Here is a 12,857-nt window from a genome sequence, read left to right on the forward strand (position 1 = left end):
ATTCGGCCGGTTTTCGCTGAAATTGCCTACCGGTTACCGGTAGGTAAATACTGGTGGATGTGGTGGTGCGTGTCGAGATACCGACACCATTAAATTCCGCAGATAAGAACCGTATTTTAATGGCATTGTCGGACATCGCCGCCGGCGTCGAGGTCACGACTTACCAGCGCGACCGCGGCGTCGCCGCTGTCGATGAGACGGACGCGCCGCTCTCGGAGCGGCTGGCTCCGGTCGCCGACGAATTGCCGTGTTCGGCAGCGACAGCGGCGACGGTCATCGAAGCCTACGCAGCCGGTAAGAGTGTCGGCGATGCGGGCCGTGCCGCCGGTATTGCGCCCGTGACCGCCGCCAAGACGCTCCATCTCGTCGGCGAGCAAGTGTCCCCGGTTGGTCCGCAAGGGCGTGAGATACTCACCGATTGGCTCGCCGGGGACCTCTCACGGAGCGACGCTATCGCACTCGCCGGCGTGACCGAGCGGGAGTTTGCCCTGGCGGCGTACATCGAAACCCACGAGCCGCTGCCGGCGGCCCGGGATGCGGTGGAGGGCGCGCTTACAACTGAGGAACGGGACCCGTTAGGGGAGACGATGAGCGACATCGGCGAGCTACTGTGAGTCTTTGGGCACTGTACTCTCGCTGAGGTCGGGAGTGAGCGACATCGGCGAGCTACTGTGAATCTTTGGGCACTGTACTCTCGCCGAGATCGGGAGTGAGCGACATCGGCGAGCTACTGTGAGTATGCAGAACTCGGTCCCGACCTCTCTGGGGCACGCTTAACACTCGTGACTGCAAACCCGGTGATATGTCGGCTTCGGAACTGGCAGACCGGGTGGCCGAGGCGCTCACGGTGGACACCGAGGCGTTCAACGACAGGGCTCGCGAGGAGGCCGAAGCGCTCAAGTCCGCGGTTCGTGACGGTACCTTCGACAACACGGAAGCAATCGTCGGAATGGAACTGGAGCTGTATGCCGTCGATGACCAGACCGACGCGCTCCAGCGGGTCCCCCGCCAGTTGCTCGAACTCATCGGGTTCGAGAAGGAACTCGGGCTGCACAACGCGGAGATGCAGACGAGCCCGCAGCCGCTGAACACCCACGGGCTGGCGGCCCAGCGCAACGAACTGAAGGCGTCGCTGATGCCGGCCCAGCAGCGGGTCCGCAACGAGGGCATCCGCCTCGTCTCCGATGGGATGTGGACTGTCCCGCCCGCGGGCGAGACGGCCCGGGAGTACCTCTGTGACTGCGTCGAACAGAGCGGCGTTCGCATCGGGACGAACATGTCGGACTCCGTTCGCTATCACACGATGGCGAACACGGACTACCCCTCGGCCTTCGAGATCGACGCGCCACACGTCTCGCTGCAGGCCGAGACGGTGATGCCGGAGTCGCTCATCACCTCGATTCAGCCCCACTATCAGATTCCCCACGCTCCGGACCTGCCGGAGTATTTCAGCTACGCGCTCCGTATCGCCGCGCCGCTGCTGGCGCTTGGCGTCAACTCCCCGTTTTTCCCGCCGGACCTGTACGACGACGCGCCCGACCCGGAAATCGTCGCCGGCGCGAACATGGAGAACCGCATCGGCGTCTTCGAGTCGGTGCTCAATCCACCCGACAGTGATTCGACGCCGCCGAAAGTCTGTTTCCCGCCGGATTTCGACTCCGTCGAGGATGCTATCGACGACATCGTCGCGGACGACACCATCGTTCCGGTCGACCTGCAGTCCGGGACCCGCTTCGACGACGATTTCGTCCACTTCCGGCACAAACACGGCTCCTACTGGCGGTGGGTCAGGCCGGTGTTCGAAGGGGCGACACGGTCGGCGGCCAACGCCCGCATCGAGTTCCGCCCGCTGGCCGCACAGCCGACGGTCGACGATGCCATCGGCTTCGCAGCCGTCTTCGCCGGCCTGATGGAGAGCCTGCCGCGGCTCGAACACCCCATCCGCTCGCTGGACTGGGAGACAGCGAAGAAGAACTTCTACACCGCCGCGCGGAACGGCCTCCGGGCGAAAATCGAGTGGATTACCGCCGATGGGGCGACGACGACTAGCACCCAGGAGATATACGGCGAACTGTTCGAACACGCGCGCGAGGGTCTCGAACAGCGCGGCCTCTCGGCGGAGGAGGCCCACAGCTACATCCGGCCGCTACGCGAGCGCGTCGACCGCCGGCTTACGCCCGCCCGCTGGAAACACGACTACGTCCGTCGCCGTGTCGAGGAGAACGTCCCGCTTGCCGAAGCCATCTGGGGGATGCAGGCCACCTACATCCGCCACCAGGAGGAGACGCTGCTTGACGGCAGTTTCGTCGACTGGTTCGAGTGAGGTCAGTCGTCGGTCGCCGAGGCTGGTCTGTTTTTATAATCAGACCCGCGAAAGCGATGGATGTCGGTCGATACCGACTGCAACCGGTATTTATGAAGTCGGTTTCACTCTTCAGTCTCGTCGCTGTCTTCGGACTCCGCTTCGTCCGCGTGCTCCTCGTCGGTCTCGTCTTCGTCCTCGCTCTCTGCGAACTCGACTTCGGCTTCCAGTTCGATTTCGACGCCGCTGCCTTCCAGTTCGGCCTCGAACTCCGCCATGTCCTCGACTTCGGCTTCCAGTTCCGCGGTGTCCACTTCCACTTCGACTTCCACTTCGACGGATACGTCGTCTCGGTCCATACCGACGTTCTGCAGGGCTGACATAACTCAGTTTTGCAACCGGCATGCTGCGACCGAAGTCGACATCGCTATGTGTGTCAGCCGACGACCAGTTGCTATGAGTGACCCCGTGGACGTGACCGTCGACACCGACAACGAGTCGGAATCGGTCCGGATCCACGACGACGACGGCGAAGTCGAGGCCGGCGGTGCGACTGTTCGGTTCAGTTTCTCCGGCACTGATGGCGGGCAGTCCGACGACGGCACCGACAGCGACGAACAGCCACCAGACGGGACCGATGAAGCGCCGACCGGCGACGACCCGCGACACATCGCCGAACTCGACGCGGTCCCGACCGACAGCACGCTCGTGTTCGAGGCGCGCGATGGTCGGCGCGGCGTCAACTGCATCCTGCACCGCTCGGGTGACGCCGTCGTCGCCTGGCGCAACTCCTGTCCCCACCGTCCCGAGGTCCCGCTCGACCCGGGCCGGGGCGCAATCGTACGGGGCGACCAGCTGGTGTGTCACAAACACGGCGCGCAGTTCGAACCCGACGACGGTATCTGCACGCACGGTCCCTGTGCCGGCGACGCCCTGGACGGTATTGAAGTCTCGGTTCGGGACGGGGACGTGTACCTCACTGACGAGCGATTCGAGCGAGCCGAACGGCGCTGACACGCGCCGTCGAGGCATTCTTCTGCGTTTGTCTCTCGGCGACCAGAGCCGTCAGTCGTCGGCCACGGCCGGGTCGCTGCCGGTCCGTGGGTCGGCATCGCGCCACGTCCCCCGGAGGAACCAGGCGGCTGCGAGGCCGGCCGCGAGAACGTTCGAGACGGCGAAGGCCAGCCAGATACCCTGCTCGGCCAGCGAGTACGCGAAGATATCGACGACTCGGGGGCCGAGCCACGCCGGGACAGCGACCGGTCGGGAGGCGACCCAGGCGACCGGCAAGCGGATGACGCCGAGCATGGTCACAGCCAGCGCCGCCGAGGTGAGCGTCTTGCCAGCCCCGCGGAACCCGCCGGAGTAGGCCCGGACAATGCCGATAAAGCCGAAGGTCGGGGCGACCCACTGGAGGAAATCGGCCCCGATGCGGACGACTTCGGGGTCGTCGCTGAACACGCTGACGACGGTCGGCGCGGCGAAGATGGTAATCGCACCAAGGACGGTGAGGATGACGAACGACACCTTCGCAGCGAAGTGGTTCGCCGCCGCGGCACGGTCGGGCCGCTCGGCCCCGAGGTTCTGGCCGGTCATCGTCTCGACGCCGCGGTCCATCGCGATGGCGGGCATGAACACCAGCGAGAACACGCGGATGCCGACGCCAAAGGCCGCGACGACTGTTACTGAGAACGTCCCGACGATGAACAGCATGGCGTTGACCGACAGCGCCCGGCCGGTTCCCTCGACGGAGGCCGGAACCCCCAGTCTGAGCAGTTTCCGGAGGTACTCCAGGTCGGGAGCCATGTCACCGAGGCGGATTCGGATGCCCCGTGTGCCCGAGAGCAGGATACCGATACCGACGACTAACGCCACGCCGCGGGAGAAAATGGTCGCGACGGCCGCGCCGACGACGCCCATCTCGGGGAACGGTCCCCAACCGAAGATGAGGAATGGGTCGATGACAATGTTGAGCACGACGGTCCCGAACATCACCAGCATCGGCGTGATGGTGTCGCCGGCCCCCCGCATCAGCGAGATGAACACGAAGAAGCCGAACATCGCCGTCAGGCCGAGCGAAACGACCTGCAGGTACCCCGTCGCGCCAGGGAGAACCTCGCTAGATGCGCCCAGCAGCGACAGGAAGTCCTCGACGAAGAAGTAGCCGGTCGCGCCCAGCAGCACGGACCCGATGAGCGCGAACGTCACGGTCTGGGAGGCGGCGTACTCGGCCTCACGGTGTTCCTCGGCCCCGGTGTGCTGGGCGACCAAGACACTGCCGGCCACCGACAGCCCCATCCCGAGCGAGATAAGCAGGAAAATCATCGGGAAGGCAAAGGAGATGGCCGCAAGCGCCGTCGTGGAGTACTGACCGAGCCAGAACGTATCGGCCAGGTTGTACGCCACCTGCAGCAGGTTCGTGATGACGATGGGAAAAGAAAGAAAGAGCAGGGGCTTGCCGATGTCGCCGCTTGTCAGGTCCAGTTCCTCCTGGCCCTTGAACAGATTTCCGAGTCGCGCGCCGAGACGACCCAGCCGCTCCCGGACGCTCACGCTTCGACCTCCGGTTGGCCGTTCAGGAGATGCGTCTCGACGTACTCTCGGAGCGTCTTCCGGGTGCACTCGACCGGTCGGCCAGTCGTGACGCGCTCGGTCGCGGCCCCGGTCAACACGGTGACGATGAACCGGGCGGTGTCCTCGGCGTCGAGGTCGGCTTTGAACGTCCCGTCGTCGATCCCGTCTTCGAGGATCGCTTGGAGTTCGTCGACGAGGTAATCGTCGAACTTCGTGAGTCGCTCGCGGAAGCCCTGCTCGTAGGGCGCGTGGGCTCGAATCTCCAGAATGGCCGTCCCGAACTCCTCGCTCCCGTCGTCGGGCTTGTCCAGCACCGAATCGATGAGCGTCAGCAGACGTTCGTGTGGGTTCTCACCCTCGGGGTTCTCGATCCGGTCGACGAACCCCTCATAGAGGTATTCGAGGAATGCACAGAGGAGGTCGTGCTTGCTGTCGTAGTGGTAGTGGAGGGCGGCCTTGCTCTTCTCGGCCTCGTCGGCGATGTCCTGCATCGTCAGATCGGCATACCCGTGCGTACACAGCGCACGGTAGGTCGCGTCCATAATATCGTCGGCCGTGTCGCCGTCGTTCATTACGTGTGACTAACTGACTGGTCAGTCAAGAACGCTGCGGTCGCCGGTGGTCCATGCTGGTTGGACACACGGCTATGGAGCTGAGTAGCACCGACTGCAGAAGCGCGATCGCGACTACTGCAGGTCGAGGTCGAACTGCTCGTGCTCGCTGGCGGCGTTGAGCACGACTGAAGTGTTCGACTCCTTGATCTCGGGGTCGGTGAGCAGTTCCTTGATCTGGGCGTTCATGCCGTCGGTGTCAGTGAACTTCCCGACCGCGATGATGTCGTAGTCGCCGGTGACCTCGTACACCGAGATCATCTGCTTGTGCTCTTTGAGGTCGTCCGTGACCTCCGGGAGCGAGGACCCCTCGACCTTGAGCTGGATGATGGCCGTCACGTCGTAGCCGAGCTTGTCGTAGTCGACCTTCGGCGTGTAGCCGTTGATGATCCCCTCGTCTTCGAGATCGGAGAGGTGATTCGAGACTGTCGTCACTGATACGTCAAGGTCCTCACCCAGGCTTCGGAGGCTGGCGCGGCCATCCCCCAGCAGGGCATTCACTAGCTCTCGGTCGAGATTTTCGTACGTCATTACATCCGAAAACGCCCCCCAGGGTTTAGAATTTTACGAATGTCCAAATGTAAGCGAAAGCACCGAAACCTTTGCGCAAATCAGCAGGGTTTTAGTAGTAGCCCCGTTCCTATCTGGTGTCCAAAGATGACAAGCGAACTCTCAGCGGAGGCAGAGGAGGTACTCGAGGAGATCGAAGAGAAGAACGTCGACTTCCTTCGGCTCCAGTTCACCGACATTCTCGGTACAATCAAGAACGTCTCGATTACGGCCGATCAGGCGGAGAAAGCGTTCACAGAGGGGATTTACTTCGACGGCTCCTCGATCAACGGCTTCGTCCGGATTCAGGAGTCCGACATGCGTCTGGACCCGGACCCGTCGACGTTCTCCGTGCTCCCGTGGAGAGAGAACGTCGAAGGCGGCTCCAGTGCCCGACTCATCTGTGACGTGATCGACACGTCGACCGGCAAGCCGTTCTCCGGTGACCCGCGTGGCGTCCTCAAGCGCGCCATCGACCGCGCCGAAGAGATGGGCTATACGGTCAACGCCGCACCCGAGCCCGAGTTCTTCCTGTTCGAGGAAGACGAAGAGGGCCGTGCGACGACCAAGACCAACGACGCCGGCGGCTACTTCGACCTCGCGCCGAAGGACCTCGCTTCCGACGTTCGCCGTGACATCATCTACGGCCTCGAAGACATGGGCTTCGACATCGAAGCGTCCCACCACGAGGTCGCTCAGGGCCAGCACGAGATCAACTTCACCTACGACGACGCCCTCTCGACGGCCGACAACGTCGCCACCTTCCGCTCCGTCGTTCGCGCCATCGCGGCTGAACACGACCTGCACGCGACGTTCATGCCGAAGCCGATCCCGAAGATCAACGGCTCCGGGATGCACACGCACCTTTCGCTGTTCACCGAGGACGGCGAGAACGCGTTCCACGACGAAGACGACGAGTTCAACCTCTCCGAGACGGCAAAGAGCTTCACCGCCGGTATCCTCGAACACGCGCCGGCCATCGCGGCCGTGGCGAACCCGACCGTGAACTCCTACAAGCGTCTGGTCCCTGGCTACGAGGCACCCGTCTACGTCGCCTGGTCCGACCGCAACCGCTCGGCGCTCATCCGCAAGCCGGCCGCCCGCACGCCGGCCGCAAGCCGTATCGAGGCTCGCTTCCCCGACCCATCGTGTAACCCGTACCTCGCCTTCGCCGCGCTCATCCACGCCGGTCTCGACGGTGTCGAGAAAGACCTCGACTGCGACGACCCGGTCCGCGAGAACATCTACGAGTTCGACGAGGCGAAACGCGAGGAGTACGGCATCACCACGCTGCCAGAGAACCTCGGCGAAGCCGTCGACGAACTCGAAAACGACGAGGTCATCAAGGACGCGCTCGGCGAGCACGTCTTCGAGAACTTCGTCGAGGCCAAGCGCGAGGAGCACAAGGAGTACCTGGTCGACGTTTCCGACTGGGAAATCGACCGCTACCTCGAGAAGTTCTAAGCGGCAGCCGTCTCAGTATTTTTCGCGAGTTGCTCACCGGCCAGCGGCAGCGCCAGCAGGAGGGCGGTCCCGAGCGCGGCAAGGGGTGTGACAGCGACCGGCGTCGGGTGCAGGCCGAACGTCACTCCGAGGAACGACCCGACTGTCAGGACGCCGAGGACTGTTGTGACCGCGACGCCACGGCGCGTCGGCTCCGGAATCCTGTCGCCAAACAGCACCCAGACCACGGCCCCACCGACGGCGATACCCAGCGCACCCGCGGTGTTGCGGGAGACGCCGGCAACGACCAGCCCGGCCACAGCGACGGCGGCGGCGAGTCCGAACACCCGCTCGGGCGTTTCGAGCACGCCAAGCGCCAGTGCGAGCGCCGCGCCGGCGACGGCAAAGCCAGCGAGGATATCGACGAGGTAGTGAACGCCGATCACCAGCCGGGAGAGGCCGATGAGGGCGATGATCGTTCCGGCGACGGCCACGCGGCCGCGCCGCGTTCCGACCCGGAGTGCCCATGCGAACCCGCCCCAGACAAGCAGGGAGAGGGTGGCGTGGCCGCTGGGGAAGCCGTACCCCTCGCCAGTCGCCATCGACGCATAGATGTCCCGGAGCGCCACCGGGAGCAGGGTCGCATGGGTGGCCGTCCCGGCACCGGGGGGGCGCGGGAGTCCGAGCAGGCCCTTCAGGGAGACGACGAGGGCGACCCCGACGGCGAGCAGCGCCACCAGCATCGCCGTTCGGTCGCGGGTGAGGCCCTGACCGAGCTTCGGCGTCCAGGGCCCCAGCCAGTACAGCAGGCCACAGGCCAGAAAGGTAAACCAGAAATCACCCAGTTGCGTGATGAAGGCGAACAGCACGACGACTGCGCCAGGCAGCGCCGACAGCACCTCCGTCACGCCGACAGTCCGTATCACTGTCGCCAGTCGCGTATACGGTCGATGAGCCGTCCGGGCATGCCGGTGGCCGTAAGCGTCACGCCGACCGCAATCATCACGGTGTAAAGCCCCAGCGTCGAGAGCCAGATGACCAGCATCGCCAGGACGGCGTACAGGCCCTTCAGATAGTAGAACGCACCGAGGGTCATGATCGTGCCGTACAGTAAGACGATGTAGGGACCCCACTGCCGGGCGTGGCCCCGGCGCATCCGGCGGCGGACGTACTGCTTGAGGTCCGACCGCACTTCGTCGCGGTGCAGCGTCCGCCCTTCGATGTCCTCGCGGAACGACTCGAACTCCTCGCGGAGCTCCCTGAGTTCCTCGTCGGTCAGTTCGTCGGTTGTCGCTCCGGGCGTGTCAGCGCCGGCTGGCGGCGGCGTGTCGGTCTCGTCAGCGTCCTCACTCATCGCTTTGCCGGACCGTCGGTGCGATACCTGTTGTAGTTGCCGGTCCGAGAGCGCCGCGTTGACCGCCGCGCCCACGAGGAGGACCTGGCCGGCGAAGTAAAACCACGTCACAAGCAAGAGGACCGCGCCGATGACGCCATACACCTGGTAGCTGTCGGCCTGTGACGCGTACACGTTGAACCCCGTGCCCAGCAGCGTCCAGCCGATGCCGGCAAACACTGCGCCGGGAACGGCGCTGCGTATCGTCATCTCCTGGTCGGGAAACAGGTAGTACAGCGGGAGGAAGGCGACCGTCAGGACGGGAACGAGTGCAAGCCCGCCGAGAGCGACCTGCAGACCGAAGACCGTCCCGAGCGCGCCGATGACGCCGAGTCCGACCAGTGCGATGCCGATGCCACCCAGTGCTGCCAGTCCGTCGATGAGTTCGCCGACAATCGAATCAGGGCCCGCTGTCCCGTAGACGCGACTGAAGGCCGTATCCAGCCCGCGGAACACCTTGAGCGCGCTCCACAGCGTGACGCCGACACCGAGAACCGTCGCGCCGCCGCGACCGGCCCCACTAGTCAGCGCGTCCTCAAGTAACGTCGACGCCGTCGGTGAGAGTACGTCCCCCGCGGCCGCCACGATGCTGTCGGCGAAGGCCTCCCCGCCCACCAGCGTGCCGACGACCAGCGTCAGCAACAACAGCGGCAGGAGCGAGACGAACATGTAGTAGGCGATACCGGCGGCGAGAAAGGAGACCTCCTCCTCCTGGACGGTGCGGACGACGTGTCGAGCGACGGAAACGGCGCGTGTGCGGTCCACGCGAGCACGTCAGGAGGGAGGGACAAATATACTGTCGACTGACTGATGTCACGTCCCTGTCGACGCCAGCCGTTAATCATCAAGCGCCGCATCGGGTCGGTAGGCCCGACTGACGACTCGCCACGTCCCGGAGCGGAAGCGGTAGTAGGTCACTGCCGCGGGAACGGCGGTTTCGACCACCAGTGAGGCGTACAGCGCGAGCGTTCCCAGCGGCGTGACGTAGCCGAGATACGCCATTGGGAGCGCAAACAGGTACATCCCGGCCAACTGGGAGTAAAACGGCCAGCGCGTGTCGCCGCTGGCCCGCAACGGGCCGACCGAGCCGCCGTCGACGCCCCGGAACACGACGCTCGCACACGCGACGGCCACGAACACCGTCACAAGCGGGAGCACTGTCGGGTCCGAGACGAACAGGCGGGCGATGCCCCGCGAGAACGGGAGCAGCGCCGCCGCAACGACGACGTACACGCCGATGCTCAGCCGAAGCACCGTCCGCGCCCAGACGGTCGCTTCGGCCTCGTCGTTGTCGCCAAGCGCCTGCCCGACGAGACTGCTCGATGCGAGACTCAGTCCCCAGTTCGGCGTGTCAAGCAGCGCCCGGACGCGAAGCGCCACGACGTAGGCCGACACCACGCCCGGCCCGAACAGGCCGACGATGAACAGCCGGGGGAACTGCGCCCCGGTCCGCGCGAGGTTAGCCCCCACCAGCGGCGCGCCGGTTTCCGCGAGATCCCACCCCAGTCCCCGGTCGAGGAACGGCCGCGATACCGGCACCCGGACCGGAAACGCACCGATTACCGGCAGGCCACCGCGGGCTAGCCCGACGGTGAACCCAGCCGTAACGAGTACGTTCGCGACGACCGTCCCCAGCGCCGCACCGACGACGCCGAGGTCGAAGCCGAAAATGAAGACGGCGTTCAACGCGATGTTGACGACTGCACCGCCGGCCCGCAACAGCATCGGCGACCAGGCGTCGTCGGCCCCGACGAGCGTCCGACTAGCGATGAGGTTCAGCGCGGCAAAGGGGACGCCGAGGGCGACGACGCGCAGGTAGTCCGTCCCGTAGCTGACGGCTTCGGACCCCGTTCCGACGAGGTCGACGAGCAGACTCGGCAGGACCCAGTACGCCGCCATCAGCGGGAGTGTCAGCCCCAGAACGATGGCGGCGCTTGTCGTGACAGTGACCGCCAGTTCCTCGTCGGCGTCGGCCCCGTAGCGCTGAGACACCATCCCGATTGTCCCCCCGGCGACGCCCCCGCCCAGCGCGAATACAAGCGCCCAGAACGGGGCCGCAAAGCCGACGCCGGCGATAGCCGTCGGGCCGAGTGCGAGGCCGACCATCGCCACGTCAGCCGTCGACTTCGACATCCGGGCCAGTCCGGTGACGATCCGGGGCCAGGAGAGGTCCGTCGCTCGGCGGACCCGCTCGCGCTCGACGAGACCAAACCGTGCGAGCAGGCCGCCGACGAACAGCAAGACGCCACGGACCGGGTTGTACGTGGAGGGCACGGTTTCGCCACCGCTTCGCGGCCGAGCCCGAAAGGTGTTAAGAAAGGGGTCCCGCTCTCCCAGGGTTTATACAGCATCGCCGCAACGACCGGATATGGAGACGGAAGCGGCCATCCGGCACGGGACGATGCGGGTGACGGCCCTGTTGCTCGTCGCGGCCGCGCTGGCTATCGGCCTCGGCGTCGCCGGCGTCGGTGCGTCCCTGCCGATTGTCGTTGCACTGCTGGTACTGGCTGCTGTCCTGTACGCTGCCCGTCCGGACGGGAACCGGCTCGGTCCCGTCGCCGGTGTCGACGTGGGCGGTATCGTCCAGTCGCTGTGGCTCGCACCGCTCATTACGGCCCTGCCGCTGCTCGTCCGTCTGTCGGCCACGCCCGGCGAGATGCAGGCCATCGGCGGGCTGCTCGGCCTTGCTGGAATGGCGAACTACTTCCTGCGCCCGGTGTATCTGCTGGGCTACGACCTCGTGTCCGCGGTGAGCGAGAGTGCCGGACGGGCGAACGGTCGGTAGACATCTCTTCGACCCAGCTTTTCTCGTCAAAATTGTAGCCCGTGATTCGCGGTTCTGCTACTCTGCCGTCGCCTCGCGGATTTCTTCCACGTCGGCGTCCGTCTTGAACGTCGTGCCGCCGTAGTGCGTTCGGGAGGCCTCGTAGCCGGCGTCCCGGAGCTTCTCGATGAACTCGTCCATGGCTTCCGCGCCGCGACCCCAGCGCTTGCAGAGACGGTGCTGGTCGTAGTGGGTCGGCGTGTCGATCTCCGCCCTGAGCGTCGCCAGCAGTTCGTTCGCTTCCTCGGCGGTGCCCATCTCCTCGGTCAGGTGCTCGGCGACGGCGTCGACAAACGCGGGGTCGCAGGTCCGACCGAGCCAGATGGGGCCGGCCGTCTGGAGGTGCTTCTCACAGACTGGACACGCTTCGGGCGCGTCGGCGATGAGGCCGTAGTCGTGGTCCCGCCAGAGGCAGTGCTGGCAGTGGTGGACGTAGCCCAGTTCGTCGATGCAGTCGTTAGCGACCTTCGCGCCGTGGTCGAACTCCAGATAGGTCCGGGCGTAGTGTTTCGTCGCGTGGCTGAGAATCGGCCGCGCGGCGATATCGTAGCGAGCGGCGGTGCGGACCATCGCCGACAGGAGGACGCGCATCCCCATCTCGGCGTGGAACTCGGTGTTTCGCGGGACCGCGCCGTACGACCGGACGCCGCTCTCGAAGTGGGCCCCACACAGCGGCGCGGTATCGGTGGCCGTCACACAGAGGAGGTGTTTGGTCCCCTGAACAGCGGCGTCGGCGAAGGGAATCGGCGTGCCGAAGGGGTCCACATCGACCACGTCGAACGCCTCCGAATGCATGAGCACGTTCGCGTCCGACCGCCGGACCGAAGCGGCGAGGTCGTTGCGTTCGAGGTTCCGCTCGCACAGCGCCGTCGCGTCGTCGTCGATGTCACACAGCGTCGTCTCCCAGTCGTTGGCCGCCGCGCGGACACCCCGGATGCCGCTTGCGGCGGTCGCGTCCAGATACGTCGACACGCGGGGGGTTCGCTCTCGATAGGCCCGCAGCGCCGCCACGGTGATGTCGCGGTTCAGCTCCTGAACGGGGTTGAAGAACACGTCCGCGCCCTTCCCCGCATCGGGCTGTTCCGGCACCGTGACCGTCACTCGGCCCTCACTGACGCGCATATGCCCCGGTCCGTGCGGGCGCCGTTAAGTCGTTCGAAC

Annotated in this window: 13 protein-coding genes; 5 read left to right on the plus strand and 8 right to left on the minus strand. The window is 65.5% G+C overall.

The window, feature by feature from the left end; genetic code table 11:
* Window positions 1-119: 119 nt before the first annotated feature.
* Both Harman_RS08025 and Harman_RS08030 read left to right on the plus strand, forming a co-directional pair.
* On the plus strand, window positions 120-614 hold the full coding sequence (locus Harman_RS08025; protein WP_137683290.1) for a DUF7858 family protein: 495 nt from the start codon (window positions 120-122) through the stop codon (window positions 612-614).
* A 188-nt stretch (window positions 615-802) separates the two neighbouring features.
* On the plus strand, window positions 803-2,323 hold the full coding sequence (locus Harman_RS08030; RefSeq protein ID WP_137683291.1) for a hypothetical protein: 1,521 nt from the start codon (window positions 803-805) through the stop codon (window positions 2,321-2,323).
* A gap of 104 nt (window positions 2,324-2,427) precedes the next feature.
* Here Harman_RS08030 and Harman_RS08035 read toward each other — a convergent pair whose 3' ends face one another.
* On the minus strand, window positions 2,428-2,661 hold the full coding sequence (locus Harman_RS08035; protein ID WP_137683292.1) for a hypothetical protein: 234 nt from the start codon (window positions 2,659-2,661) through the stop codon (window positions 2,428-2,430).
* Between the two features lie 97 nt (window positions 2,662-2,758).
* On the opposite strand from Harman_RS08035, the gene Harman_RS08040 reads away from it, so the two are divergent.
* A complete protein-coding gene (locus Harman_RS08040; protein WP_200830859.1) occupies window positions 2,759-3,316 on the plus strand; it encodes a Rieske (2Fe-2S) protein in 558 nt (185 codons plus the stop codon).
* 51 nt (window positions 3,317-3,367) lie between these two features.
* On the opposite strand, the gene Harman_RS08045 is transcribed toward Harman_RS08040, so the two are convergent.
* From Harman_RS08045 to lrp, 3 genes are all read right to left on the minus strand, one after another.
* On the minus strand, window positions 3,368-4,855 hold the full coding sequence (locus Harman_RS08045) for an MATE family efflux transporter (protein ID WP_137683294.1): 1,488 nt from the start codon (window positions 4,853-4,855) through the stop codon (window positions 3,368-3,370).
* Window positions 4,852-5,448 (minus strand): TetR/AcrR family transcriptional regulator, encoded by a 597-nt coding sequence (locus Harman_RS08050; protein ID WP_137683295.1) that lies wholly within the window; start codon window positions 5,446-5,448, stop codon window positions 4,852-4,854. Before Harman_RS08050 ends, Harman_RS08045 begins: the two co-directional genes overlap by 4 nt.
* A 114-nt stretch (window positions 5,449-5,562) precedes the next feature.
* The gene (gene lrp, locus Harman_RS08055) at window positions 5,563-6,018 is read right to left on the minus strand and encodes an HTH-type transcriptional regulator Lrp (protein WP_137683296.1); all 456 of its coding nucleotides are present in this window, start codon (window positions 6,016-6,018) and stop codon (window positions 5,563-5,565) included.
* Window positions 6,019-6,144: 126 nt separating this feature from the next.
* On the opposite strand from lrp, the gene glnA reads away from it, so the two are divergent.
* Complete coding sequence (glnA, locus tag Harman_RS08060; RefSeq protein WP_137683297.1) at window positions 6,145-7,500, plus strand: type I glutamate--ammonia ligase; 1,356 nt, start codon at window positions 6,145-6,147, stop codon at window positions 7,498-7,500.
* Here the strand turns inward: glnA and Harman_RS08065 are convergent.
* The 3 genes from Harman_RS08065 to Harman_RS08075 form a co-directional block, all read right to left on the minus strand.
* Window positions 7,497-8,405 (minus strand): phosphatase PAP2 family protein, encoded by a 909-nt coding sequence (locus tag Harman_RS08065; RefSeq protein ID WP_137683298.1) that lies wholly within the window; start codon window positions 8,403-8,405, stop codon window positions 7,497-7,499. The two genes, glnA and Harman_RS08065, sit on opposite strands and share 4 nt — an antisense overlap.
* A complete protein-coding gene (locus Harman_RS08070) occupies window positions 8,402-9,637 on the minus strand; it encodes a YihY/virulence factor BrkB family protein (RefSeq protein ID WP_137683299.1) in 1,236 nt (411 codons plus the stop codon). Before Harman_RS08070 ends, Harman_RS08065 begins: the two co-directional genes overlap by 4 nt.
* A gap of 72 nt (window positions 9,638-9,709) precedes the next feature.
* The gene (locus Harman_RS08075; protein WP_137683300.1) at window positions 9,710-11,146 is read right to left on the minus strand and encodes an MATE family efflux transporter; all 1,437 of its coding nucleotides are present in this window, start codon (window positions 11,144-11,146) and stop codon (window positions 9,710-9,712) included.
* Window positions 11,147-11,240: 94 nt separating this feature from the next.
* On the opposite strand from Harman_RS08075, the gene Harman_RS08080 reads away from it, so the two are divergent.
* On the plus strand, window positions 11,241-11,657 hold the full coding sequence (locus Harman_RS08080) for a hypothetical protein (protein WP_137683301.1): 417 nt from the start codon (window positions 11,241-11,243) through the stop codon (window positions 11,655-11,657).
* Window positions 11,658-11,714: 57 nt separating this feature from the next.
* On the opposite strand, the gene Harman_RS08085 is transcribed toward Harman_RS08080, so the two are convergent.
* On the minus strand, window positions 11,715-12,818 hold the full coding sequence (locus Harman_RS08085; protein WP_137683302.1) for a tRNA (guanine(26)-N(2))-dimethyltransferase: 1,104 nt from the start codon (window positions 12,816-12,818) through the stop codon (window positions 11,715-11,717).
* Window positions 12,819-12,857 lie beyond the last annotated feature (39 nt).

Source organism: Haloarcula mannanilytica (assembly GCF_005406125.1).
Lineage (GTDB): Archaea > Halobacteriota > Halobacteria > Halobacteriales > Haloarculaceae > Haloarcula > Haloarcula mannanilytica.